This is a genomic window from Pedobacter chitinilyticus (assembly GCF_003313385.1).
Lineage (GTDB): Bacteria > Bacteroidota > Bacteroidia > Sphingobacteriales > Sphingobacteriaceae > Pedobacter > Pedobacter chitinilyticus.
In genome coordinates this window covers 390,768-417,694 of record NZ_QMHN01000004.1, presented here as the reverse complement: position 1 = coordinate 417,694, position 26,927 = coordinate 390,768, and the positions used below count along the sequence as shown (strand labels likewise).

17 protein-coding genes are annotated in these 26,927 nt (G+C 39.8%); 6 read left to right on the top strand and 11 right to left on the bottom strand.

From position 1 onward, the window contains the following. Positions 1–367 precede the first annotated feature (367 nt). From uvrA to DUT70_RS14480, 5 genes are all read right to left on the bottom strand, one after another. Complete coding sequence (gene uvrA, locus DUT70_RS14500) at positions 368–3,211, bottom strand: excinuclease ABC subunit UvrA (RefSeq protein WP_113648064.1); 2,844 nt, start codon at positions 3,209–3,211, stop codon at positions 368–370. Between the two features lie 277 nt (positions 3,212–3,488). Further along, positions 3,489–4,514 carry a T9SS type A sorting domain-containing protein gene (locus DUT70_RS14495; RefSeq protein ID WP_162926630.1) on the bottom strand — a complete coding sequence of 342 codons (1,026 nt, stop codon included), beginning with the start codon at positions 4,512–4,514 and terminating at the stop codon, positions 3,489–3,491. Between the two features lie 158 nt (positions 4,515–4,672). Continuing rightward, positions 4,673–9,865 (bottom strand): LamG-like jellyroll fold domain-containing protein, encoded by a 5,193-nt coding sequence (locus tag DUT70_RS14490; RefSeq protein ID WP_113648062.1) that lies wholly within the window; start codon positions 9,863–9,865, stop codon positions 4,673–4,675. A 127-nt stretch (positions 9,866–9,992) separates the two neighbouring features. Beyond that, a complete protein-coding gene (locus DUT70_RS14485; protein WP_113648061.1) occupies positions 9,993–10,964 on the bottom strand; it encodes a helix-turn-helix domain-containing protein in 972 nt (323 codons plus the stop codon). A 141-nt stretch (positions 10,965–11,105) separates the two neighbouring features. Further along, positions 11,106–11,630 carry a tetratricopeptide repeat protein gene (locus DUT70_RS14480; RefSeq protein ID WP_113648060.1) on the bottom strand — a complete coding sequence of 175 codons (525 nt, stop codon included), beginning with the start codon at positions 11,628–11,630 and terminating at the stop codon, positions 11,106–11,108. 525 nt (positions 11,631–12,155) lie between these two features. Here DUT70_RS14480 and fabV point away from each other — a divergent pair. Beyond that, a complete protein-coding gene (gene fabV / locus DUT70_RS14475) occupies positions 12,156–13,352 on the top strand; it encodes an enoyl-ACP reductase FabV (protein WP_113648059.1) in 1,197 nt (398 codons plus the stop codon). Between the two features lie 130 nt (positions 13,353–13,482). Here fabV and DUT70_RS14470 read toward each other — a convergent pair whose 3' ends face one another. Further along, on the bottom strand, positions 13,483–15,006 hold the full coding sequence (locus tag DUT70_RS14470) for a SulP family inorganic anion transporter (protein ID WP_113648058.1): 1,524 nt from the start codon (positions 15,004–15,006) through the stop codon (positions 13,483–13,485). A 116-nt stretch (positions 15,007–15,122) separates the two neighbouring features. Between DUT70_RS14470 and DUT70_RS14465 the strand changes: the two genes are divergently transcribed. Then, positions 15,123–16,010: a pirin family protein gene (locus DUT70_RS14465; protein WP_113648057.1), complete on the top strand. Its 888-nt coding sequence runs from the start codon at positions 15,123–15,125 to the stop codon at positions 16,008–16,010. 185 nt (positions 16,011–16,195) lie between these two features. Here DUT70_RS14465 and DUT70_RS14460 read toward each other — a convergent pair whose 3' ends face one another. Together DUT70_RS14460 and DUT70_RS14455 are read right to left on the bottom strand one after the other, a co-directional pair. Next, a complete protein-coding gene (locus DUT70_RS14460) occupies positions 16,196–17,242 on the bottom strand; it encodes a ferredoxin--NADP reductase (RefSeq protein WP_113648056.1) in 1,047 nt (348 codons plus the stop codon). A gap of 197 nt (positions 17,243–17,439) precedes the next feature. Then, entirely contained in the window at positions 17,440–18,222 is a 783-nt protein-coding gene (locus tag DUT70_RS14455) for a lytic transglycosylase domain-containing protein (protein ID WP_113648055.1), read from the bottom strand. A gap of 228 nt (positions 18,223–18,450) precedes the next feature. Between DUT70_RS14455 and DUT70_RS14450 the strand changes: the two genes are divergently transcribed. The 3 genes from DUT70_RS14450 (at position 18,451) to DUT70_RS14440 (ending at position 21,437) form a co-directional block, all read left to right on the top strand. After that, positions 18,451–19,734, top strand: a complete 1,284-nt coding sequence (locus DUT70_RS14450) for a pseudouridine synthase (protein ID WP_113648054.1) — start codon at positions 18,451–18,453, stop codon at positions 19,732–19,734. Positions 19,735–19,811: 77 nt separating this feature from the next. Continuing rightward, positions 19,812–20,909, top strand: coding sequence for a lactonase family protein (locus DUT70_RS14445; RefSeq protein ID WP_113648053.1), 1,098 nt, complete (start codon positions 19,812–19,814; stop codon positions 20,907–20,909). 39 nt (positions 20,910–20,948) lie between these two features. Further along, entirely contained in the window at positions 20,949–21,437 is a 489-nt protein-coding gene (locus DUT70_RS14440) for a hypothetical protein (RefSeq protein ID WP_113648052.1), read from the top strand. Between the two features lie 78 nt (positions 21,438–21,515). Here the strand turns inward: DUT70_RS14440 and bshA are convergent, their stop codons facing one another. The 3 genes from bshA to tilS all read right to left on the bottom strand — a co-directional run bounded on the left by bshA (position 21,516) and on the right by tilS (position 24,581). Next, complete coding sequence (gene bshA / locus DUT70_RS14435) at positions 21,516–22,646, bottom strand: N-acetyl-alpha-D-glucosaminyl L-malate synthase BshA (RefSeq protein WP_113648051.1); 1,131 nt, start codon at positions 22,644–22,646, stop codon at positions 21,516–21,518. A 117-nt stretch (positions 22,647–22,763) separates the two neighbouring features. Further along, complete coding sequence (locus tag DUT70_RS14430) at positions 22,764–23,249, bottom strand: hypothetical protein (RefSeq protein ID WP_113648050.1); 486 nt, start codon at positions 23,247–23,249, stop codon at positions 22,764–22,766. Between the two features lie 3 nt (positions 23,250–23,252). Continuing rightward, a complete protein-coding gene (tilS, locus tag DUT70_RS14425) occupies positions 23,253–24,581 on the bottom strand; it encodes a tRNA lysidine(34) synthetase TilS (protein WP_113648049.1) in 1,329 nt (442 codons plus the stop codon). 86 nt (positions 24,582–24,667) lie between these two features. Here tilS and DUT70_RS14420 point away from each other — a divergent pair, with 86 nt between their 5' ends. Beyond that, the gene (locus DUT70_RS14420) at positions 24,668–26,911 is read left to right on the top strand and encodes an OstA-like protein (protein WP_113648048.1); all 2,244 of its coding nucleotides are present in this window, start codon (positions 24,668–24,670) and stop codon (positions 26,909–26,911) included. Positions 26,912–26,927: the final 16 nt, after the last annotated feature.

Genomic DNA, 26,927 nt, shown 5'->3' with positions numbered 1-26,927 from the left:
AGGAGAGAGAAGTGCTTAGGATAAGTTTGCATTTATTTAAAAGAAGTTGCTCTCTATTTGCAGTACAGGCATTTTCATTACAAACATTTCTTATTTGTTTAGTAAACAAATGCTTTTGTTTTCCATGCATGGTTCTTTGTTGTACATAACATTGATCTATGTTGTACACAACATGGTCCTTTGTTGTATATATCATTAGTCTATGTTGTCCAACGCATGGCCCTTTGTTATACATAACATTGATCTATGTTGTACACAACATGGCCCTTTGTTGTATATATCATTAGTCTATGTTGTCCAACGCATGGCTTCTTTTTTTGTTATAGACAAGACTTGTTAAGTTTAAAATAGATCAAAATACTACAGTCTACCCCTCCATTTCCTTTTTCAGAAACTTACCTGTTAAGCTAATTGGGTTTTCAATCAATCCCTCTGGCGTGCCTTCAAAAATGATTTTACCGCCGCCTGCACCACCTTCTTCACCCAAATCAATTACCCAGTCGGCTACTTTAACCACATCCAGGTTATGCTCAATTACCAAAACGGTATTGCCCTTATCTACCAATTCGTTTAGTACACCCAGCAATACGTTAATGTCCTCAAAATGCAAGCCTGTAGTGGGCTCATCCAAAATATAGAAAGTTTTACCTGTATCTTTTTTAGAAAGCTCAGTAGCCAATTTCACACGTTGTGCTTCACCGCCTGATAAAGTGGTTGAAGCCTGTCCCAAACGGATATAGCCTAAACCAACATCATTTAAGGTTTTAATTTTACGATAGATCGAAGGCATGTGTTCAAAGAAATGACAAGCATCTTCAATGCTCATATCCAACACATCGCTAATCGATTTCCCTTTATAGCGCACTTCCAAAGTCTCGCGGTTATATCTTCTGCCACCACACTCCTCACAAGGCACTTGTACATCTGGCAAGAAATTCATTTCAATCACTTTCATTCCTGCCCCTTGACAAGTTTCGCAACGTCCACCTTTTACATTGAAAGAGAAGCGACCAGGTTTGTAGCCCCTGATTTTCGCCTCTGGCAAAGCCACAAACAAATTCCTGATGTCCGAAAAAACACCTGTATAAGTAGAAGGGTTAGAGCGAGGGGTACGACCAATAGGTGCTTGGTCAATTTCAATCACCTTATCAATTTCCTTTAAGCCTGTAATCTTCTCATAAGGCAAAGGTTTTTTCTTCGCTCTAAAAAAGTGATGGTTTAAAATTGGGTACAAAGTTTCGGTAATCAAACTCGATTTACCACTACCCGACACACCCGTTACGGCAATAAACTTACCCAAAGGAAAATCTACAGAAACATCTTTTAAGTTATGTCCCGATGCTTTGATAATCGACAATTGATGGCCATTACCTTTCCTACGTTTTTCGGGAACCACTATTCCTTTTTTACCATTTAAATAGGCTGCTGTTAGGGTATTCGATTTTAAGATTTGAGCAGGTGTACCCTGTGCTACCACCGTACCGCCATGCACTCCCGCCGAAGGACCAATATCAATCACATGGTCGGCTTCCAAAATCATGTCCTTATCGTGCTCCACTACCAAAACGGTATTGCCCAAATCACGTAAGTTTTTCAAGGCAGTAATTAGCCTTTCGTTATCACGTTGGTGCAAACCAATACTTGGCTCATCCAAAATGTACATCACGTTCATCAGCTGCGAACCAATTTGCGTAGCTAAACGAATACGTTGTGCCTCGCCACCAGAAAGCGTACGCGAAGTACGGTCTAAGGTTAAATAGTTCAAGCCCACATCCAGCAAAAAGCCAATACGAGCCCTAATTTCTTTCAATATTTCTTTCGCAATGGTGTTTTGGCGTTCGCTCAATCTTTCCTCAACCCCATCAAACCATTTGTGCAAATTGCTAATATCCATCTCCGCCAATTCGAAGATGTTTTTTCCATCTACTTTAAAATGCAGACTTTCTTTTTTTAACCTCGCTCCGTGGCAGGTTGGACAAGTTTCCAGTCTCCTGAAAGCTTCCATATCATCCGCGGCACCCTCACCTCTTTTCTCTTGTTGTTCTTCCAACAGTTTAATGATACCATCAAAAGTCACTTGGTAGTTCTGTACGTTCCATTTATTGTAGGCCACTTCCACCGAAATCAAATCGGGTGCGCCATTCAAAATCAAATCAATCGCTTCATCACCCAATTTTTCCAAAGGTGTAGACAAAGAGAAATTATATTTTTTGGCCAAAGCCTTTAACACTTGGAAAACCCAAATGTCACGATACTCTCCTAACGGCAACAAGCCACCATTTAAAATGCTGAGCTTCATGTTAGGCATAATCGATTTTTTGTCTACCACAAAAATATAACCCAAGCCATCGCAGTTTTCGCAAGCGCCATAAGGCGAGTTGAACGAGAAACTATTTGGTTGTGGCTCATCGTAAGAAATACCCGTAGTTGGACACATCAAAAACTTACTGAAATGTGCTACGTTATTGTCCTTATCACTAATCTTGATAATGCCTTTACCTAAACGCATGGCTATTTGAATACTATCCAACAAACGCTTGTGGTCTTTAGGATCAATAATCAAACGGTCAACTACAATTTCAATATCGTGGATTTTGTACCTGTCCACTTGCATTTTGGCTACAATATCCTTGATTTCCCCATCTACACGAACCTTTACATAACCTTGCTTGCGGATTTGTTCAAACAGCTCGCGATAATGTCCTTTACGACCTTTTACCACAGGAGCCAATATGTTTACGGCCGATTTTTCAAACTTCTTATAGATATTCTGCAGAATCTGGTCTTCGCTCATGCGTTCCATTTTTTCGCCAGTATTGTACGAAAAAGCTTCGCCCACACGAGCATAAAGCAAACGCATGAAATCGTAAATTTCGGTAATGGTACCTACCGTTGAGCGGGGGTTTTTGCTGGTGGTTTTTTGCTCAATGGCAATTACAGGACTCAGTCCCGAAACTTTATCTACATCTGGACGCTCCATACCGCCCATAAACTGACGCGAATAGGCACTAAACGTTTCCATGTAGCGGCGTTGCCCCTCAGCATAAATGGTATCAAAAGCTAATGACGATTTACCGCTGCCACTTAGCCCAGTAACCACCACCATTTTGTTCCTCGGGAAACTTACATCTATATTTTTCAGATTGTGCACCCTTGCACCATACACCTCTACGTCCTTTTGCTCACCCAAATCTACATGCTTGTTCGCCATATATTATTCGCTCCGTTTTAAAAAATAGCTTGCAAAATTAACGAAATAAAAGCACAAAAGCTATTGATTTCCAGATAACGGAATAAGGAGACGAGTTGTTTTACAAGGAGATGAGAAGCGCAATGAAAATGCAATAAAAACGGCAGTCCCGCTTTCCCTTCAAGTCCGCACTCGCTACGCTCGCTTGCGGGCTTTCCGTTCAATCGGGGCTATTTCACATAAGCCTGTAAACAAAAACGACGAGTAAAAGATAGGCATTTCAATACCGAAGCCTTTCTTAATTCTTAACTACTTTAGTGGTTGCTACATGTCCTCCGCCACTTAATTTCACCAAGTAAATACCTTTTGGATAAGCAATTAAATCTAACTCTATCTCTGCAGCAGTTGGCAGAAGGTCAAACTGTTGCAATATCTTGCCCTCAACAGTGCTTAGCAATAATTTTTGATACCTACCTGCCGAAAAGCCTACCTTTACCTTGTTTGGAGTTGGATTTGGAGATAATACAATTTCATTCTCTGGTACAATGGCAAAACTTGCTACAACAACTCCAAAATCTTCTTTAATACCATCTGCATCTACAGCCACTAGCTTGTAATAATTATCACCCAAAATAGCATCATTATGCAAATAGCTATAGTACTTACCCGTAGAAGAGTTACCAAGGCTTGATATCTTAGTAAGCGGTTTGAAATCATCTTTACTACTCCCGTGAAAAAGCTCAAAATAGGAAGAATTTATCTCACTAAGTGTTTGCCAGTTTAAGGTGATGCCATTAGCAACTGCCTTAGCGGCAAAACCATTAAGTTTTACAGGCAATGGATTGGCTAATGTAACAAAAGAAACCTGAGGCCCATATTCTACTGTTCCTGCACCTGCGCCACTTCTTGCGTATGCTCTCACGTAATAGGTGGTACTTGGATTTAAGCCTGTCATCATGCGTCCATTGAAAGTTAATGGATAGTACTGAGTGCCATAAGTGTAAGTAGTAGAGAGTTTAGTACTTAAAACTACTGTTGGATTTTGACTAGTACTCCAAACGATACCCACCTCGGTGATCCAATCATTTGTTACCGTAGAAGATACCGTTCCTCCACCGACAGCTGATGTATGGGTAACACTAGAAATAGAAGTTGTAAACACCGTCCTTTTTAAGGCAGCAAAGGAAAAATCATCTCCCACCATCTCAGTTTCTTCGCCTACAAGGGCTCTATCACCAGCAACCAACATTGTGTGCGCATTCGAATTGTAAAAACTTAATTGTAGCGCAATAGCCAATAAAACGGCATAAAAACAAGGTTTCATAATTGAAAAATACAGATTTTTGAGCATCACTTCTTAACGACATATAGGCTCAATACATGCAGCGTCAAAACCACACATCGTTACACAAATATATGACTTTAAACACTTTAACAAAACTATCATACAAAATCAAAATCCTTTATCTACCCCAATATTTTTTAATTTTTGATCAGTTTTACTACACTATTGCCTCCACTTCCATTGAGCCTTATAAAATAAAGTCCTTTAGCATACCTACTTAAATCAATCTCCTTATAAAAGTCCGTTTTATAAAGCTTAATTATTTCCAATATCTTTCCATCTATTCCAGAAATTGAAACCAATTGATAAACACCCTCAGCAAATGTTAGTTTAGTCTTTCCAGCAGTTGGATTTGGGTATACACTCACCTCCGTAGCAGAAAGTACAAAGGCCAATACACGTTCGCCTAATTCCGTAGGTTTACCATCTAAATCTACCTGTACCAAACGGTAGTAGTTATTACCTTTTAAAGGTTGCTTATCATAGTAAGTATAGGATGATCCAATTCCCTTCGCAGCCACTTCTCCTAGTTTTACAAATTGTTTGTCATCACCACTGCGATAAATTTCAAAGCCTTTATTGTTTTGTTCGGAAGCGGTTTGCCATGAAAGCTTAGCAGAATTCCCCTCCATCTTCGCGGTATACGTGATTAACACTACTGGTAGCACAGGCTCCAATGTAGTCAGGGCAATCACTTCCGACAATGCTCCTTGACCTGTAACACTCGTCTTTTCCGCCTTTACTCGATAGTAATAATTAGTGAGTGGCGTTAAGCCAGCAACATCTTTATACAAACCATTCACTGTAAAAGGCGAACCTGCAATAGGTTGTGTAAAGGCATTATCGGTAGCAACCTCTAATACATAATTCTCAACAACACCTACCGCTGGTGTGGTCCACGTCGCTCTAAATTGTTTGTCACCGATATTACCTGCCGCAGTTGCCAACGGCACTACTTGCGCATAACTCTCTACCCAATTACTGGTATTTCCTGCCAATTCAAAATTCTTGACACTGCCATTAAAAGCATTGCTCCCTTGGTCGGTAAGCACATCGCTTTTACTTGTGGTAGCCTGATCAAAGTTATAATAAGCAACTAAAGCTGTTGGGTTAGAAACACTATTCAACATATCCACTTTGATCTCTGCTTCTGTTAGGGCCGCACTGTATAGCTTTACTTCGTCAATACTTCCCTTGAAATAGGTATTTTCCGAAGAATTTTTACCGATAGTGATGTAATGCGTAGCATCAAGCAACACCGCTTCATCCGTTAAGGTTCCGTTGCCTACTTCTTTGCCATTGGCATAAATTTTATAGCCCGAAGGTGAAACCACATAAGCCACATGCAACCAACGATTAATTGGATAGTTATAGTTGGCATCGGCAGTGTTCGTCATCCACCCAGTCCCTTTTCCGATATCACCATGTATTTTATTTCCGCCTGTCAATTGCATGTCGAAAGTATTATCCCCACCTTCTCGGGTGCTAAAAATATGCATCGCCTTAGTCGCATGTTCGGGTTTCACCCAAGCCATTACCGTAAAATTTCCCTTCACCACCGTAGGTTGCGGCTGCATTACCACATGGTCGTCGCTACCATCAAAATTCAAGGCATTTCCTGGAGGGCTGAAGGTCTGTAAGGTAACCGCTATGGCTGGAGAGAACGCTCCCTGTCCAGTAACACTTTGTTTGTCTGCCGCCACTCGGTAATAGTAAGTGGTATTTGCTGCTAAACCAGTAATTGTTCTTGTTTGCGCAGCTACCATAAATGGTGAGCCCGCCACAGGTGTGGTAAATTCAGCATCAGTGGCTACCTCTAGCACATAGCCATTATCTACAATCCCCAATTGAGGGTATCCCCAACGAGCTTCGAAAGACGATGACGACAAGCTAATTGGTACGCCTGCTGCTGGTAATACCATGGCATAGCTTTCCACCCAGTTACTACTATTTCCATTTAAATTAAAACCGCTCAATACACCATTTCGTGCGTTAGCGCCTTGGTCTTCCAATATTGTTTTTGCAGCGTTATTTAGAGACGGGGCACCTTCATCAAAATTATAATGCGCTTCCAAATTAAGTGGCAAAATCGTCGTAGCATTCATCATTTCTTTATTGATTTCTTCTGCGCTCAAAACTTTGTTGTATATCCTCACCTCATCCATATCTCCTTTGAAATAGGTGTTTTCTGTACCACTACAACCTAACTGCAAAAGATGATTAGCATCCATTAGCAAGGGTGTACCCGAAAAAGCACCACTTTGCTTAAGGCTGCCATTCACATAGATTTGATAACCCGCAGCAGATACCGCATAGGCAATATGCATCCATCTGCCAGCACTGTAATCATAAGTCACATCGGCTGTATTACTCAACCAAGCATTAGCAGACCCTATATTTGCGTGAATGGTATTACCCTGTTTCAACTGTAAGTCAAAACCATAACCTCCAGCAAACTTGGTACTCAACACATGCATGGTTTTGGTGAAATCTGTAGGACGCACCCAAGCCTGCACCGTAAAAGCACCCGATATTGTATTGTTGCTATTAAAAGTGATTTTGTCATCTACGCCATCAAAATTTAACGCTGCGACCAGTTCTTGGATTTCATAAGCACCCATATCAATACCTGCACCAAGCACTCTTTTATTGCCGCCCAAGTCTTTAGTAATCGTAGAGATATTTGGCGATTCTGCATTACCATAGTAGCTGGTACTTCCTGCATCAATAGCTGGACTTCCGCTTCTCAATTGATAATTCCCATTTGAGTCCTTAAATTGAGGATCAGCAGCAATGTTTCCAGTTCCCAAAAAACCTCCCTGCACTAAACTGTGTTCTACTAGGGTAGCTCCAGCATTAGCAATCCCACTATTATTGCCCCATATAATAGAATTGCGAATTTTGCTCGATGAGTTATCGTAATGATCAATGCCACCTCCAGAATTAGCAATATTTCCAGTAATGGTTACATTAGTTAAAACAGGTACACTGGAAAAGCTATTGTACAAAGCTCCTCCTTCTAATCCTGTATTATTAGCAAGCAGTATATTGGTTAAAATGGGCGATGATTCTTCATTACAAATGCCACCACCAGAGTTAAATACTTTTACGGCATGATTATCAGTAATACTAACATTGGTAAAAATAGCATTAGAACCACCCTTATTATAAATCCCGCCACCAGAGTATCCTGTATTTCCGTCTACGATCACATTTTTGACAATAGGAAACGAGCTATAATTTACAATTCCCCCGCCCAAACTAGTTGCATTATGACCAGTAGCTGTATTTCTGGAAATGATTACATTTTCAATTAAAGGCGAAGAAGATCGATTACTGATCCCTCCACCGCCAACATAAGCAGCGTTGCCAATGATTTGCAGATTACTTAATCGTGGCGAAGATTCAGTACAACTTATTCCACCGCCATTCCCAGTGTAAACCGATACACCGTTTACCGTGACATACTCTGTAGATCCAAACCTAAGGGCATTACCACCAGAAATGGTAAAACCATCAAGCAATGCTGTTCCTACAGCTCCAGCGCTAACCACTACGTGATAAGCATTATCGGCCATATTTTGCATGCTTAAACCTAAACCTTTACCTATTAATACATCATCCCCCTGAAAATCGCCACTAAGTGTAGTCCTATTTGCTTTGATATTTAAATCTCTTTGCGACAAGAACTGTTCAACGCCCGCAAAACCGCCATACACCTCTACATCTGTTTTCAACAAAAAGGCATTGTTACGATCGTTGGCCGTAATGTTATTGACATCATTTGCTCTCCGTTTGGGAATATATACGCCTTTTGCTACCCAAACCATATCATACGCAGATGAATTGTTAATCATTAATTGTAAGTCGTCTGACGCGTTTGCCCACGATGAACCATCTTTATTGCCAGCACCATTTTGGGCAACATAATGAGTGGTTGGATTAACCCTATTAATGGACAAAGTATAGGTTCTACTTGCTGAACCATCGGCTACTTTTACTTCGAGGACATTGACCCCAAAGTTCAAGGGAATTACAGCTGATAAAACTCCACTAGCGATCGTAATGAAATTCCCTCCATTCACTTTAATTTCTATGATTGAACTCGCATTAGGCTGTGCCGCCAATAGCTGAAAATCTGCATTGGCAGTAATGGCAGTGTAATTGAATTGATTAGCACTAAAAGCAGGAGAAAAGTTAATGTTGCTGATGGAAAGTGCATTTAAATAATCGAACGCTAAAGAAGTGGTTACTTTTGCAACAACGCTATAAGCTCCTTTTTGAGCATTACTTGTATTTTTTTGTGCTGATACCCGATAGTAATAATCTGTACCTGATAAAAGTCCCGCAATGTTCTGTGATGTTCCTGTAACGATAAACGGCGAGCCTACAATAGGATTATTAAAGCTTGAGTTAGTGGCCACTTCCACCGTGTACTGTTCGGCAACCCCACTGGTTGGGGCTTGCCAATTGAGCGTAAAACCAGAACTAGAAACATTAGTTGGCGATGCAGAACTAGGAACAACCATTGCGTAGCTTTCTGCCCAATTACTGGTTGTTCCTGTAAGGGCAAAATTGGTAAGGGTACCATCATAGCCATTTCCACTTAAATCAGTTAAAGTAGTCCCCAATTGCTCAAAATTGTAATGTGCTACCAAACTCGCTGGTATAGCTACCGAGCTGCTCATCATTTCCGTAGCCACCTCCAAATCGGTTAATGCACTGCTAAACAACTTTACTTCATCAATATTCCCTTGGAAATAAGTAGCCTCGCTGGCATTTTTACCGATGACTATCCGATGGGTATTGTTCAATAACAATGGTGTACCGCTTAGCGAGCTAGAGATCATCAAATTACCGTTCACATAAATTTTATACGAGCTTGGTGTGATTACATACGCCACATGCAGCCATTTTCCTACAGCATAATTGTAATTGGCGTCTGCCGAAGTTGTAAGAAAAGAAGTTCCATTCCCGATATCGCCATGTACTTTATTGCCGCCTGTAAGTTGCATATCAAACCCAAATTCCGAAGGCTCTCTAGAACTAAAAATATGCATGGCTTTAGTGGCGTTCTCAGGCTTTACCCAAGCCATTACCGTAAAGCTTCCGCTAATTTCTGCATTTTTGGTAGGCACGGTAATATAGTCGTTAACACCGTCTAAATGTAGGGATGTTCCCTGTGCTTGAAGCTTAAGGTTGAAAAACAAGATACATAGGAGCAAACATGCTGTTTTGCAATAGTTATTAAAGCGATACATGATGAAGTTTTTAGTTTGCAGACTGTTGACCAGCCCTTTGTGGTTTACAGGCACAAAAGTAAACTTCACACATCTTGTCCTGTAATTTTAAACCCTAAACTTTGTCCAGTTTTATAAAACTGGACAAAGTTTTTTAAAAAACGATTGATGTATCTCGGAAATATTCAAGAATTGACTCTCTATATTTTTAATCAAATTATATAGAGGATGATGATAATGCGCTTCTATACTCGGCAGGACTTACTCCTACAATCTTTTTAAAGGCATTGTAAAAAGCACTACGCGAAGCAAAACCCGTTTGTCTAGCCAATGCCTCAATAGTGAAATTACGCATCGCTTCGGTATCTGCCATTTGTAGCTGGATGCTCTTGATCCGCTGTCTATTTACAAAATCGGCAAAAGTCATTTTATAGACGTTGTTAAATATAGCAGAAAGCTTGTGGGTGCTGCTCGACAAAGTAAAAGCTATTTTCTCCAAACTTAAATCAGTAGTTTTAAAAGCTTCCTGAGCAATGATATAATCTTCGATTTTTGCACACCAATCTTCAGTTTCTCTATCTTTTTGCAAAGAAAATTGATGTTGTTTTTGCACCCGCAACAAGGTTTGCAGCTTCATATCTAACATAGATGCCACTAAGTGCAAAGGTAAACGTTCAATATACCCAGGTTTGGTGTTTATAAAATAAAGATACCGCTCTTTGGCATTCCCTACCCTAATGATATGCGTGCGTTCTTGCGCATCTCTGTAATACTGTTCTACCATTACCCTAAAAAGGTAATTCATGTCAAAGTATTTGGAAAACAGTTCTTGCAAATCGTCATTATGCATGGCAATGAGTTCGGAATCTTCTACAGCAATAATAGCTTCTTGCGATGGTACTACGCCATGCAAACCAGAAATAGAACTTACAAATTCATTATCAATAGAAATATAGGTAACAATTTCCTTTTGCTGATGAATGGTTTGCCCCATCATTGCGCCACGCTTGATAAAATACATATACTGACATCGCTCTCCTTCTCGTAGTAAAACAGTTTCTTTTTTTACTTTTAGGCTTACTGATTTTTCATAAAAAGCATCGGATAACTCTTTACTAATGGGGTATATGGAGCCTAAAATACTTAATATGTAAACAACGTCTTCTTTGGGAGCCTTTTTGTAACGCATTATGCTAGAGATATCGACAAATATATTCTTTTATTTACTTAGCACAAGAAAAGCACTCACTGCTAAACACTTACAGATGTCCCATAAAAAGCTAAAAGCTAGACAACGATAACCAATCAACATAAAAAAAGGGAGTTAACATTAACTCCCTTCATATGCGTAAACCATTTGCTGTTTTGCTTTTAGCTTGCCCGACACTCTTTTGAGATGTCCTTGTAGCAAGTCGTGTTCATTGTCTACTACGGTAATTAACGCCGCTTTTTGGTAGTGCTGTTTTGCCAATGCAAAGTTCTGACGTTGCTCTTCGTAAACACCAATCATTTCGTAAATCCTAGCAAGATTAATCCCTGGCACTTCAAGTGCTTTGGCACTCACTTGTTCTATTTTTTTATGCAACTGAAGTGTCACCAACAATTTGAGATAATCCTCATACAAATCGGGGAAATTTTCGTCTAAATCCATCCCAGTTTGATAGTAATATCCAGCCGCTTTATAATCTTTAATGTAATAGTGATAAATGGTTGCTAAGCCATAATGCGCTCGGCCATAAGTATCATCGGCAGCAATTAGCTCCTTTAGCAAGTGCATCGCCTTTGGAGTTTCGCCGTAATTAAGTTCGTCCATTGCCTGTAGATATTTTTCTTCTACAGTGTATAAAATGTCCATATATATCATTGTAAACTAATACCTAAGCATCAGTTGTTTTTTAAAAAAATGTAATAATTAATTGAAATGCGTTATTAGAAAGAAATGCTAGTAGCCTGAGATAAAGCTAAAGTCAATATCCAAGCTACTTGGCCAAATAGATTGGCTAGTGCATTGATTTTGGATATGTATTAGACGTAGCATGATTTTTAATATTTCTGCAAATATAGTAAATATTTAAAAATTAAGGATTTAAAAATTAGCGCATTAGCGAGTAGGTAGATTTGCGATTTACACAACCATTGTAAAATAAACCTTGGCGAAGTGGTTATGGCAAAGTGAAGCGCAGCGTAATGAAGCCATTTGAACGCAGCAAAGGACCACATTAGCCAAGAACTACAGGCTTCGCTTTTCAAAAAAACATTTCGTCCCAATGTAACCGTCAAGCAATAGCCAAATGAAGGCACTTTCTAAATTTGCAGAGCACAAAAAAATAGGTAGCTTTGACGAAGGATTGCCAGCAATTGGCATTATAATAACGAAATTATGATTATTGAACCTAGAATGCGTGGTTTTATTTGTTTAACAGCACATCCGGATGGCGCTGCACAAAACGTTAAAAACCAAATTGAATACGTAAAATCTAAAGGAGCTATCAATGGCCCTAAACGTGTATTAGTGATTGGTGCTTCAACTGGCTTTGGCTTAGCCTCTAGAATAACTGCGGCTTATGGCTCTGGAGCTTCTACCATTGGTGTTTATTTCGAAAAGGAACCTAAAGAAGGTAAAACTGCTTCTCCAGGATGGTACAATACCGCAGCGTTCGAAAAACAAGCGATTGCTGATGGTTTATATGCCAAAAGCATTAATGGTGATGCTTTTTCTAACGAAGTAAAACAACAAACTATTGATTTGATTAAAGCGGATTGGGGTCAGGTAGATTTGATTATCTATAGCTTGGCTTCTCCAGTGAGAACTAATCCAAAAACAGGCGTAACTCACCGTTCGACTTTAAAACCTATTGGTGGTACTTTTAGTGACAAAACGGTTGATTTCCATACAGGCATTGTATCGGAAGTGAGCATTGAGCCTGCTAACGAAGAAGAAATTGAAAATACCATTGCCGTAATGGGTGGTGAAGATTGGGAAATGTGGATAGATGACCTAAAAGCAGCTGGAGCTTTGGCCGAAGGTGCAACGACAGTGGCTTATTCATACATTGGTCCAAAAGTAACGGAAGCGGTTTACCGTAAAGGAACTATTGGCCGTGCTAAAGACCATTTGGAAGCAACGGCATTTACCATTACCGATAAATTAGCGGACCTTAAGGGTAAAGCTTATGTTTCGGTAAATAAAGCATTGGTTACCCAAGCAAGCTCAGCTATTCCTGTAATTCCATTATATATTTCTTTCTTGTATAAAACGATGAAAGAAATGGGTATTCACGAAGGTTGTATTGAGCAAATTCAACGTTTATTTAATGAAAGACTTTATACTGGCGGAGACGTTTTAGTAGACGAAAAAGGTCGTATTAGAATTGACGACTGGGAAATGCGTGACGACGTGCAAGCTAAAGTAGCTGAACTTTGGAAAACTGCGGATACGGAGACTCTACCAGCAACTGGCGATTTAGCAGGCTACAAGCATGATTTCTTAAACCTTTTTGGTTTTGATGTAGCAGGCGTAGATTACCAAGCGGAAGCCAATGAGATGGTAGAAATCCCTGGATTGCAAAAAGCATAGTTTAATGTGATGATTAGCTGATGGTTTAATTAGCTAATTTTAAAGCATAGAACGTCATTTCGAGACCGAAACTTCGGGATTGAAATGACGTTTCTTATTTACCAATTATCTCATCAACAAATTAGCTAATTTACTTATCCGCCACTTTATAAGTTGGGTCGTCAATATTTACTTCGATGATATTCCCAGCATTCCTTAGCAACAACCTGCTATCTGCACTCAAGTGCCTTAAGGTGACTTTCTTATTTAGCCTACGGTAACGCTCGGTAATTTTATGAACGGCGTCAATGGCACTCATATCGCTAATTCTACTGTCCTTAAAGTCTATCACTACCATTTCGGGGTCATCCTGAACATCAAATTTTTCTAAAAAAGCTGCAGTGGAGCCAAAGAACAAAGGCCCATAGATTTCATAATGTTTCACACCATCTTCATCGATGTGCTTTCTGGCCCTAATCCGTCTGGCGCTTTCCCAAGCAAAAACCAGTGCCGATAAAATCACTCCTATTAAAACAGCAAGGGCCAAATTATGCATCAATACCGTTACAGCGGCCACTACTACGCCAATAAAAATATCCGATTTTGGCATTTTATTGATTACCCTTAAACTGCTCCATTCAAAAGTGCCAATGGCTACCATCATCATTACGCCTACTAAAGCGGCCATGGGTAATTTTCCGATGACTGGGGCACCTACCAATATAATGAGCAAAATGGTGAAGGCTGCAATAATAGCTGACAGCCTTGCTCTTGCCCCAGCAGATAAATTGACCAGAGTTTGCGCAATCATGGGACAACCACCCATTCCAAAAAAGAAACCATTTAGGATATTGGCACTTCCTTGCGCTACACATTCCCTGTTTCCATTGCCTTTATTGCCTACAATTTCATCTACCAAATTCAAGGTGAGCAAGCCTTCGGTTAAACCTACCATGGCCATAATTAAGCCAAAGGGAAACACAATTTGTAAAGTTTCGAAGTTAAAAGGCACTTGCGGAATATGAAAAGGCGGCAAGCCTCCTGCTACTGAAGCAATATCACTTACCGTTTTGGTTTGAACACCCCCAATGAGCACAATGCCAAAAACCGCTAAAATAGCCACTAGCGACGCAGGAACTGCTTTCGTAATTTTGGGCCAAAGCCACACAATGCCAATGGTTAAAGCCACCAAGCCCAACATGGTATACAATGCAGTACCACTCAACCATTCACCAGTTTCCCGCACTTTAAATTGGTCTAACTGCGACATAAAAATCACAATAGCCAAGCCATTTACAAAACCATACATTACAGATTGGGGCACCAACCTCACAAATTTGCCCAGCTTAAAAATACCCACCGTAATTTGAATAATACCTGCTACAACTACGGCAGCAAACACATATTCCAATCCGTGCAATTTCATTAAAGCAATGAGGGTAATTACCGTTGCGCCAGCTCCTCCTGAAACCAGTCCTGGCCTACCTCCAAGTACCGCTGTGACCAAGCCCATGATAAAAGCAGCATATAAACCTGTTAATGGTGGAAAACCAGCCAGTATGGCAAACGACAGCGACTCTGGAATCATGGTCATTGCAACGGTTAAGCCTGCCAAAATCTCATTCTTATAATTGATGGGCTGCTTAAAATCAAAAAGAGAAAATGCTTGCTTCATTTTGGAATTTAAACCGCTAAATTACTTAAAGGTTTTTAAGGAAGAGATTAAAGAAGAAAATCGACTTTTTAGGGGCCTTTTAAGTATATTTGTTTGAATAGTAAAAACCCAAAAATATGTCGAACATACAACTGATTATTGAAGAGAGGCCAAGTGATATTGGCAATTTTTTGGTAGGCAGATTATTGCCCTTTAGAGAGAAGCGATTGGTAGGTCCTTTTTGTTTTATTGATCACATGGGGCCCGCTGCCATGAACGACCATCAAAATATCGACATCCCTCCTCATCCACACATTGGTTTATCTACATTAACCTATTTGTTTGAAGGCAGTATTATGCACCGAGATGGTTTGGGTACCGCTGTGGAAATTAATCCAGGACAGGTGAACTGGATGACGGCAGGAAAGGGCATTGCCCATTCTGAACGTACTCCTGAAAGGTTAAGACATAGCGACAAGTTTTTACATGGTTTACAAATTTGGGTGGCATTGCCTAAGCACTTAGAAGAAATGGACCCTGAGTTTTTTCATGCTGATGGTAATGATATTCCTACGTGGCAAGAGGATGGTGTAGATTTTAAATTGATTGCTGGTGAAGCTTTCGGCAAGAAATCGCCTATTCCTGTTTACAGTCCGCTTTATTTTATAGAAATTAAGAACAAAGGAGAGAAGACCTTAAGCATTGGAAATCAGTTATTTGGAGAAAGCGGCCTGTATATTTTAGAAGGCGGCGTCACCAGTGATGGCAATACGTTTGGACCAAAGAACTTTTTGGTAGCCAAGGACAGTAAACTTTGTGAATTTACCTTGGAACCCAATAGCACGGTTTATATTTTCGGCGGGGAGCCTTTCCCTGAGGAGCGTTTTATTTACTGGAACTTTGTAGCCAGTAGCAGAGAACGCATTGAAGAAGCAAAAGAGAAATGGCTAAAACAGGAATTTGCTCCTGTACCAGGAGAAACTGAATATGTGCCATTACCTCCGCAAACGAGGAATGTGAAGTAAAGTTCAGGATAGTTCGTAGCAACTATCCCCTCTCCTTTTCAAGGAGAGGGCTAGGGAGAGGTTTTTAAAATTACAAAACCCTCTTTGCCTTCGGTATCTCTCCCTAAAAGGGAGAGAAAAGCGGTTAGGAATGAGTAAGCTTTAAAACCTACAACTCGCAGCTTTTAACTTGCAACTCAAAACCCTCACCCCCAAGTAATCGTCGTATCATTCTCCGTGGGATGCCCTGTGCAAACCAACACCCTGCCATTAGCTATTTCATCATCGGTAAGCACTTCATTATAATCCATTCTTACCCCTCCCGATATACAGGTTGCAGCACAAGTGCTACAAACGCCGCCACTACAACTATAAGGGATTTTTATTTTGTGCTCCAATGCCACATCTAAAATCCTTTTAGGCCACGGCACTTCTAGGTGATGTGTTTCGCCTTGAAAAATCAAATTAATGGTATAGGTATTTTTATCGATGACTTTTTCTGTCGTATCATCCTCATCTACTTCGTCTTCAGGCAATACAAAAGTTTCTCGTTTAACCTGATGTGGTTTATAACCAATCCCTAGAATAGAAATACGGCAAACATCCATATAATCAACGGGACCACAAGTATAAAACAAGGCATCTTCCTTGGCAAAAGCCAAATGCTCCCGCACTAATTCCTGTACTAGGAAACCATTTAAGCGAGCCCTTAACAAGTTTTTAGAATTACTGAACAAGAAAATTAGCTCCAATCTATCAGGATAAACCTGTTGCCAAGCTTTCAGTTCATCAATAAACAAAGTATCTCCTGCGGAACGACTGCTGTAAATCAATACAATTTTAGACTGCTTTTCGGCAACCAAAGCCGTTTTTAAGATAGAGAACAATGGGGTAATTCCCACGCCTGCCGCAAATAGAAATACCGTTCTTTGCTGGTCTACTTTTGGCTCATAAAAAAACAGTCCATTAGGTTCGGTCACTTCTACAATATCTCCAGCAGCAATTTGATGATGCAAAAAACGTGAAATTTCGCCGTTCTCTACCAACTTTACCGCAATAGCCAAAGGTTCATCTACCACAGGTGAGCTATAAAAAGAATAGGAACGTCTCAATTCCTTTCGGTTAAGCGTAAATGATAAAGTAAGGAATTGCCCAGCTTTATAAGTCAAACCCTCCACAGGCTCAAATATGATACTGATGACTTCATTTACTTCTTGACGTACCGCTGCGACCTTTAAATGTTGTAGAGACATATTCCAAAAGTAGAAAGTTAAAAGTTAAAAGTCGAAAACACTGCTAAATTAACCACAGATGCACAGATTATTTATCGAGCCAAACGGGCTTTCTATCTGTGCATCTGTGGCCAAAAAAGCTATAAACGAAAAAAGCGGCTTCCTTTACTTCGGAAACCGCTTTTAAAATGCTTATAAAAAAGCTATACCAATTCTCACTATTCTACCGTAGTAGCATTTGTTTCTTCTGTTTGTTTAAAAGCAATTAATGCTTTTTGATTTTTATAACCGTTTCGGTTAGGATTTTCTAAGATCTCTTTCATTGAAATCAGTTTGTACACGTACACACCTGTTTCGCGATTGAGTTTCATCTTAAAATAATTATCCTGCTTCTGGCGGTTAATTTGTCGGCGCATGTGATTGTCACCAACATTGTAAGCTGCTGCAACCAAAGTCCAGCTATCAAAAACGTCATAAAGTTCTTTGATATACTTGGCTGCTGCAATGGTAGATTTTTTGAGATTATATCGCTCATCAACCTTACTATTTACCTTTAGGCCATACATACGGGCGGTACTAGGCATAAACTGCCAAAAACCAGCCGCACCCTTCGGTGAAACGCCCGCTCTTAAGCCAGACTCCACTAAAGGAACATACTTAAAATCATTAGGTATGCCATAGGCCGCCAAAATTGGTTCTATTACAGGGAACCATTCTGCTGCTTTTTTATGCAAACGCGTGGTTTGCAAGTTTTCATATGAAAATGAAGCCAAAGTCCTCTTCATTTTATGAGTTACCTTAGTATCGCCTATAGGCAATGTTTCTTCGGCAAACTCCAGTTGAGCTATTGAAAATACCGGCTCTTCGGTTGTTTTTACACTATTGGTATAGTTATCTTTCTTAAGATTTTCTACTTCTGTTGGTAGCTTATAAGCAAACACTTTGGCCATAACCAGTAGTCCTAAAACTACCGTACATGGAATGAGGTGTTTCTTTAACATCTTCCTCCTTTTTTAGTTAACACTTAATACTTGGTGCGCAAAGGTACAATTTATTTATTTAATTATCAAGCACTTACAAAAACAAGTGCAAAAATCGATGTTTAAAACACCGTGAGGCTAGTTTTTTTAAGAGTAAGTTTTAGCAAAAATCAGGGCATTTTACAATTGCTAATCCTTACAAATTTGTTATCTTTGCAGCCGCATTATTTATGCGGTTAAAAGCGTATCATGACAAATAGTAACAAAGGGAAAAGTCGGGATGACAAGTCCAATGCTGGCAAGCGTACTGGAGAACGTAAAGAACGTGGAGAGTATAGAGAGCGTGGGGAAAGAACAGAACGTAGTGAGCGCGGTGAGCGCACCGAACGTAACCAACGTACCGAACCAAGAGAACGCACTGAGCGTAGTGGAGCAAGAAGAAGTAATGCTTCAGAAGAAAGACCTAAAAGAGTTAACGAAAACAGCGACAAACCGCGTTTCGATCATAAAGACAAAAAGGACTTCAAATCTAAAACTGGCAGACCTGCCAAAAGCAATTTCGACAATCAAGATGGTTTCAAAAAATCCTTCGACAGCAAAGAAGGCAAAAGAAGCTATGTAAAAAAAGATAGTTACGCCAAAGATGGTGCGGCTGCTAAGTTTGGCGATAGAAAAACTGGAGACAGAAAAGATAACCGTTATGGCGACAATCGCCCTTTCAGAAAAAGAGAAGACGGCGGTTTCAAAAATAAAAAAGAGGATAAAGGCGAACGTGTTGCTCCAACATTAAGAAGCAGAAAATCGAAAGTTGAAGATGACCTGATCCGTTTAAACCGTTACATCGCTAATGCTGGTATTTGCTCTCGTCGTAAGGCTGATGAGCTGATTGAGGCTGGTGTAGTTAGCGTAAATGGCAAAGTCATTAACGAACTGGGTTTTAAGGTTGATCCTTATAAAGATGAAGTAAGATACAATGGTGAATTGTTGAAGCGTGAAAAAAGAGTATATGTACTTTTAAACAAGCCTAAAGATTATATCACCACCACCGAAGATCCACAGGAACGTAAAACAGTTATGCATTTGGTTGAAAAAGCTAGCCGCGAACGTATTTATCCAGTTGGTCGTTTAGACAGAAATACTACAGGTTTATTGTTAATGACCAATGATGGTGAATTAGCCGATAGGCTATCACACCCTAGAAATGGCATTACCAAAATTTATCAGGTAGAGTTAAGTAGAAACCTTACGCAAGGCGATTTCAACAAAATCCAATTTGGTTTGGAGCTGGAAGACGGCTTTATCAAGCCAGATAACATTTCTTACGTAACTGGCGCAAGTAAAAACGAAGTGGGCATCCAAATCCATAGCGGAAAAAACAGAATTGTACGCCGTATTTTCGAACACTTAGGTTATGATGTGGTGAAACTTGACCGTGTGGTTTATGGCAACTTGACTAAAAAGGATCTTCCACGTGGAAGATGGAGATACTTAGAGGAGCACGAATTGGTGCAGATCAAGCATCTGATTAAATAAAACGAATTGAAATGCGCAGAGTTAAACTTTGCGCATTTTTTATTTATTGCTATCTTTCTCAAAAAAATTAAAAAGCCATGCTAAAGAAACTTTCGCTTTTAACACTATTTTGCTACGGTTCATTATTCGCGCTAGCGCAAAACCATAAGCTTATTGTTGGCACTTACACGAAGGGAACTAGCGAAGGAATTTATGTGTATGATTTTGACAGCAAAACAGCAGAGACGAAACAGTTAAGCATAATTAAAAACATCGCCAATCCAAGCTATGTCGCGTTAAGCAAAAACAACGATGCGATTTACAGCGTGTCGGAAGTTGGTGCCAATAGTGCAGCTGCGGCTTTTAAATTCAATCCAAAAACCAACGAAGGTACTATAATAAATAAGGAAGCGACCAAAGGTGCCGACCCTTGCTTTATTCTTACCGATGGCAAACATGTATTTACTGCAAATTATAGTGGCGGTAGCATTAGCGTTTACGGTATCAAGGTCGATGGTTCGCTTACACCAGTTAAACAGCTGGTTCAACATACTGGAAGTGGTCCTGATAAGCGTCAAACCAGTGCACATGTACACCAAACCTTATTCTCGCCAGATGGCAAATATGTTATTTCTACTGATTTAGGAGAAGATAAGATTTATGTTTACAGCTACCAGGCTAATGCCGAAAAACCACTGACTTTAAAGCACAGCATCAGCACCAATCCTGGTTCTGGTCCTCGCCATATCACCTTTAGTCCAAATGGAAAGTTCGCTTATTTAGCGCATGAGTTTAATGGAAAAATTAGTGTTTTCGGTTATAATGATGGCAACTTGAAATTACTACAAGAGATAGGCACTGCTGCTAGTGATTTTACTGGCAGAATTGATGCCGCAGACATCCATATTTCTGCGGATGGTAAGTTCCTATATGAAAGTAACCGTGGCGATGCGAACAACATCAGCGTTTTTGCTGTACAAAAAGATGGCAAGTTAAAACATATTGAAACGGTAAGCACACTAGGCAAAGGCCCTCGTAATTTCAGCATTGATCCAAGTGGAAATTATTTATTGGTAGGCCACCAATACTCCAACGACATCATCATCTTTCAAAGAGATGCTGAAACAGGAAAGCTAGCCGATTCCAAAAAGCGAATTTCAGTAGGTTCTCCAGTATGTTTAATTTTTGGCAAATAGCTTATTTTTAGTATTTTCAGGAATATCTAAATTAATTTAATGAAGAAATTTCTTTATCTCTTAGTATTCGTCGTGCTTTTGCTAGTTTCTTGCGCCAAAGAAACCATTCACATAGACCCTGCAGCAGATCAGAGCTTTTCCTTAGGTGGCACTTCTTGGAATCTGGTTGCAGCCACCAGTTATTTTTACTTTGGACAAGACAAATTTGACATGGACCTTTACGCGCTGATGCCCGAATGTGCTAAGGACGATTTAATGGTTTTCAACAAAGATAATACAATTATAGGCTCTTATGGCAGCTTGCGCTGTGGCAACGAATCTTCCGCCTATCCTGATTTTGGCAAATGGAAACTTTCATCAGACAAGAAAACATTGGAAATTTCAAGCAGAGCGTTTAACGTTGTTGGAACGGATATGCTCAAATGCGAAGTGTTGGCGTTAAATGAGAATAACCTGCAAATCAGATATGAAACCACTGCCAATGGCCTCACCTCTACAACTACTTCATCTTATAAGCGCATAAAATAACCGATTCGCATCGATGGTATTCATAAAAAAAGCCTCGAAAATGCGGGGCTTTTTTTGTGGGCATCTATTAAGATTGATCTATTTCTTTCCAGCAATCACTTCTTCATAGAAAGCAACGTACTGTGGTAATATTTTCTTCAAATCGAAATCTTTAGCTCTGGTCAATGCATTTTCTTTGAAATAATCTAAGGTCTCTTGCTTACTCAAGATCGTTACTGCTTTATTGGCCATATCTTCTACATCACCTACATCGCATAAGTAACCACAAAAATCATCAATATTAAGCTCTGGCAAACCGCCTGCATTAGATGAAATCACAGGCACTTTACAAGCCATAGCTTCCAATGCCGCAAGTCCAAAACTTTCATTTTCAGAAGGAATGATAAACAAATCCGACACCGATAAAATTTCCTCTACAGCATCTTGTTTACCCAAAAACCTTACACTATCGCAAATATTAAGTTCTCTGCATAACTGCTCGTTGGCCGAACGTTCTGGTCCATCACCCACCATCAATAACTTGGCAGGGATTTTCTCCAAAACTTTATGGAACATGCGAATCACATCTTCAGTACGCTTTACTTTTCTAAAGTTAGAAGTATGGATAAGGATACGTTCATTGTTTGGTGCTATTGCCTTTTTGAAGTGATCCTTAGGCTGTAAGCTAAAGCGATTAAAATCAATAAAGTTAGGAATTACCTTAATGTCTTTAGAAATATCAAAATGACGATAGGTATCTTCTTTCAAATCCTCGGAAACGGTCGTTACGCCATCGCTCTGATTGATCGAAAATGTAACTACTGGCTTGTAGGTCGCATCTTTACCCACTAAAGTAATATCGGTACCGTGCAATGTCGTTACAAAAGGAATATTTATCCCGTAAGTAGCTAAAATTTGCTTAGCCATAAAAGCAGCCGAAGCATGCGGAATAGCATAATGCACATGGAGGATATCCAACTGTTCAAAACGGACTACATCTACCAGCTTACTTGCCAAAGCCGATTCGTAAGGCGCATAATCAAACAAAGGATAATCCCTTACCGAAACTTCATGATAAAATAAATTAGCAGAAAAAAAGTCGAGCCTTGCGGGCTGGCTATATGTGATAAAGTGTACCTGATGTCCTTCGTTGGCCAGGGCTTTCCCCAGCTCGGTAGCTACCACTCCACTACCTCCAAAGGTAGGGTAACAAACTATTCCTATTTTCATCCGTTGGTTGTAACGCAATCTTTATGTTCAAGATTTACAAAGGCAAATGTAGCTGATATCCTGTTTAAAGATTGTTAATTCTGGGTAATAATATGGTTAGAAAAATATGGCAATTTTTTATTCCGACCGCATCTCGTTTTGCAACACAAGATACATCTCATTGGGTCTTTGGGTACCAATGTAATACTCTAAACCATCCCTATCGGTAAGTACAATGGCATCTTTACCAGACGAAAAAAAGCGAACGGTTCCGTTTTTATGAAGATTGTAAACAGGGTTGTTAAAGAAAAACCTGCTGTAAGTGGCTTTACGGATATCTACAATTTTATTGAGGTCTATTTCCACCTTCTTCGCAGTCCACAAACCGTCTATCTGTACTTTTTTATTTTCGATGACCGTTTTATACTGCACCATGAACAACAGAATGATAGATACACCGATAATACCAAAGCCCACTACCAAGAATAAGTCAACGGTGTTATCCCTATCTCTTTCGTAAACATACACTGCAAAACAAAATGCAGCCATAATTAAACGTATAGAAATACGGATATAATCTCGGCCGATGTACTGTTTTTCAATAAAGGTGTATCTTCCGTCCATGAATCAGTTTGATAGTTCGAATATAGCAACTTTTTTTGTTGTTGCACCTACTTTATATCTTTCGTCTTGTCGCAAGCCAGCCACCCATATCATTTCTCCATTGCCATTAATCAATAAAGGCACTTTGGCTTTTTGCGGTAAGGGAACTTTTTCATCTACAAAGAAATTACTTAATTTTTTCAAAGATTTCATTCCAAGCGGCATAAACTTATCACCATCTTGCCTGTAACGGATCACCAATGGAAAAATCAGCAAATCAGCATCTACGTGAGCGATGTTTTTCTCTCCTTTAAAGGCTTCCCTTTCAGCAAACTTCAATTTCATGTGCTGACCAAAGCCCATCGATACCTCTCCTTCGCCGTGCAAATAAAAAATTTCATCGCAACTTTGGTTTAAGGGAGAAATTAGTAGCTTTTCCCTGTCGATAATCAATTGATGGCTGTTACTGTAAAAAGAGGTTCCGCTTTGTTTATGTAGCGAAGCTAAAATTTCATCAACCACAGCCGAAGTAAAATGAAAAGTTTTCAAGAGCTCAAAAACCAACAGCTTTTGCGGTTTTAAATTCAGTACCTCCTTGATCAACAATGAAACACCTGTTCCCTCCTCTTTAAGCAATTGCTTACGGTTTTGGGTCACTACTTGTTGTAGCAACTCCTCGGTTTCTGCAAAACGAGTGATATTTTCGGCAAAGGTTTCTTCCAAATTCGGATTGATTTCCCGCAGATGCGGAACCACCTCTAAACGGATTTTATTGCGAGCATATTTGCTACTCAAATTGGAGCTGTCTTCTACATAAGCCAAGTGATGTTCATCAACCAGCTGGTCTATTTCTTGCCTTGATAAAAAGAGTAATGGCCTAATGATATGCCCACGTTTTGGTAAAATCCCATGCATGCCGCTAATCCCCGTACCTCTTACCAAATTAAGCAATACCGTTTCAATGGCATCATTTTGATGATGGGCTACCGCAATACGAGCGTAACCATACGCTTGCCTAAGTTCCTCGAACCAATCGTACCGCAATTGCCTAGCGGCCATTTGGGTCGAAATTTTATGCGTTTGAGAAAAGCCTTTCGTATCAAAATGAACCAAATGAAAAGGCACCTGCATTTCCTCAGCCAACATTTTCACAAACAGCTCATCACGTTGCGATTCATCAGCCCGTAAATTAAAATTGCAGTGCGCTATACTAAAATTAAAACCAGCCTGTTTAAATAGCTGTGCCATCAATACAGAATCCTTGCCACCACTTACGGCAAGCAGCACGTGGTCTGAAGCCTCAAAAAGCTGCTGTTGTAAAACATGGTTCGTAAATTGCTGTACTGGTAACATTGCTCAAAAATAAAAACTTAATCGTTGTATTGCTCTATTGTTTGGTTAAATCTAAAATCGTAACGCTAAAATTGTAAATTTGTATCGTGCAAAAGTTCCGCCTTTTATTTCTTTTCTTGATTTGCCCATTTGTATTGCTTGCGCAAAACCGTACCCAAATAAAACTGGAAACGGCAGAACATGCTACTGGCAGTCCAAAAGCAAACATCAGCTATTTAAGAAAACCCATTTTTAGCCATGATGGCGCCATTTTGAAATGCGACAGTGCGGTGCTTTATGGCGGGACTCGAAACTTTTTCGAAGCCTTTGGCAATGTTCACATCAATCAAGGTGATACGCTAAACATTTATTCAGATTTTTTGAATTACGATGGTAATGCCAAAAAAGCGCATCTTGATAAAAATGTTAAATTAATCGACAGAGAGAATACCCTTACCTCTAACGTATTGGATTATGACATGGTCGCCAAAATTGGCAAGTACAACACTGGTGGCAAACTGGTAAACAAAGACGCGACCATCACCAGTAAAAGAGGGGTTTATTTTTCTAACTACCGAGATGTATATTTTACAAAGGATGTATTGATCGTTACGACAGAAAAGACCATCATTACCTCTGATAGTTTGCGTTATAACACAGGCTCCAACTGGACCTATTTTTATGGGCCAACCAATATTAAAAATAAAGATGACAAGCTTTACACAGAAGACGGTGCTTACAACACCAAAAGTGAAAATGCTTATTTCGGGAAGAAGAATTTATATACCAACGGTAGCCGTTCCTTAAAAGGAGATAGTTTGTACTATTATGGCAAGCGAGGCTACGGTAAAGCGGTAAAAAACGTTGTTTTTAGAGACACGAAAGATCAGACCGTTTTATACGGACAATTGGGCGAATACTACAGAGATGAAGAACGCATTGTGGCCACTCAAAAAGCCTATGTAGGCTTGGGCACAAAAGATAGCGTGACCATTAACAATAAGAAAAGACCAGACACGCTTTGGTTAGCGGCCGACACGTTAGAAAGCCAGCGAACACTGGTTAAAGACCTTAAATTACTGACCAGACCCGCAGTAAAAAAAGATAATGAAATTGGTGCGGAGGATGAAAAAGAGAAAGCAGAAAAGGACAAGGAAAAAGCCGAAGCTAAAAAATTATTGCAGCAACAGACTGACGATTTAAAGAAAAGCGGCACTACTGCAAACGACAAAAAGCTAAGCAGAAAAGAACGCAAAAAACTAGAGGAAGAGGCTAAAAAACCAAAGATCAAAGACCCTCCGTTGATTGACAGTTTGCTAGCAAATAAAAATAAACTACGACAGGATAGCCTTATTGCCGATAGTCTTGCTAAGCTGAAGAAAATTATGCCTGCGGTAAAAACTGATTCGGTAAAAAGCGCCTTACAAAAGGTAGCAACCGCCAAAGCTAAGAATGTATCTGCAACTACAAAAACGAATACCGTAAGTAATGCTAAGGCAACAGCTGGTCAAGTGGTAAAGCCTTTAGTAGCAGATAGCGCCATCAATCCAGCGGATACGGTGAGGGCAAGGACCATTAAGGCTTACCATAATGTGAGGGTATATAAATCGAACATGCAAGCAAGGGCAGATTCATTGTTTTATAATGCTGCCGATTCGTCGCTACGTTGGTATAAAAATCCAATTTTATGGTCTGATGGCAGTCAACAAACAGGCGACACTATCCATGTGTTCTTTAAAAACAATAAAATCCATAATTTTCAAGTACTGCAAAATGGTTTCATTGTGAACATAGAAGGCGACTCCACCAAGTTCAATCAAGTAAAAGGAAAGATTATCACTGGCTTTTTTGTGGATGGCGAAATGCGCAACATGTATGTGGACGGCAATGCAGAAAGTATTTATTACTCGAAAGACAATAAAGGCAACTATGATAATGTAAACCAAACGGTGAGCAGTCGTTTACGTTTCAAGTTTTTGAATAAAGAGCTTACTCATATTGTAACAGTTAGGGAAGTTGAGGGCGCTGTAGACCCCATGGACAAATTAACGAAGGAACCGCTGCTTACAGGTTTTATTTGGAAACCAGAGCTTAGGCCAACCAGCAAAGCTGATGTCATTAAAGGAACGCCCGCACCCAAACCAAAAGCAGGGAGTAAACCATCAAAAAAAGCACCAGTAGCTAGCAATAAAAGCAAAAGTACTAAGGCCAATCCTGTAAAGACACCTCCTGTTAAACCAGTAGAAAAGGAAGTAGTGAAACAAGCTGCAACAACGGCTAACGAAATTCAAAAACTGCTCCCAAAAGCCATCGACTCCATTAAAATAGATAGCTTGAAAAAGCAGAACTAAATAAAAAGGCGACCAT

Bases quoted from the DNA above. Each gene is read 5' to 3' on its own strand.
- uvrA (WP_113648064.1), bottom strand. From the start codon at position 3,211: ATGGCGAACAAGCATGTAGATTTGGGTGAGCAAAAGGACGTAGAGGTG.
- DUT70_RS14495 (WP_162926630.1), bottom strand. From the start codon at position 4,514: ATGAAACCTTGTTTTTATGCCGTTTTATTGGCTATTGCGCTACAATTA.
- DUT70_RS14485 (WP_113648061.1), bottom strand. From the start codon at position 10,964: ATGCGTTACAAAAAGGCTCCCAAAGAAGACGTTGTTTACATATTAAGT.
- DUT70_RS14480 (WP_113648060.1), bottom strand. From the start codon at position 11,630: ATGGACATTTTATACACTGTAGAAGAAAAATATCTACAGGCAATGGAC.
- fabV (WP_113648059.1), top strand. From the start codon at position 12,156: ATGATTATTGAACCTAGAATGCGTGGTTTTATTTGTTTAACAGCACAT.
- DUT70_RS14470 (WP_113648058.1), bottom strand. From the start codon at position 15,006: ATGAAGCAAGCATTTTCTCTTTTTGATTTTAAGCAGCCCATCAATTAT.
- DUT70_RS14465 (WP_113648057.1), top strand. From the start codon at position 15,123: ATGTCGAACATACAACTGATTATTGAAGAGAGGCCAAGTGATATTGGC.
- DUT70_RS14460 (WP_113648056.1), bottom strand. From the start codon at position 17,242: ATGTCTCTACAACATTTAAAGGTCGCAGCGGTACGTCAAGAAGTAAAT.
- DUT70_RS14455 (WP_113648055.1), bottom strand. From the start codon at position 18,222: ATGTTAAAGAAACACCTCATTCCATGTACGGTAGTTTTAGGACTACTG.
- DUT70_RS14450 (WP_113648054.1), top strand. From the start codon at position 18,451: ATGACAAATAGTAACAAAGGGAAAAGTCGGGATGACAAGTCCAATGCT.
- DUT70_RS14445 (WP_113648053.1), top strand. From the start codon at position 19,812: ATGCTAAAGAAACTTTCGCTTTTAACACTATTTTGCTACGGTTCATTA.
- DUT70_RS14440 (WP_113648052.1), top strand. From the start codon at position 20,949: ATGAAGAAATTTCTTTATCTCTTAGTATTCGTCGTGCTTTTGCTAGTT.
- bshA (WP_113648051.1), bottom strand. From the start codon at position 22,646: ATGAAAATAGGAATAGTTTGTTACCCTACCTTTGGAGGTAGTGGAGTG.
- DUT70_RS14430 (WP_113648050.1), bottom strand. From the start codon at position 23,249: ATGGACGGAAGATACACCTTTATTGAAAAACAGTACATCGGCCGAGAT.
- tilS (WP_113648049.1), bottom strand. From the start codon at position 24,581: ATGTTACCAGTACAGCAATTTACGAACCATGTTTTACAACAGCAGCTT.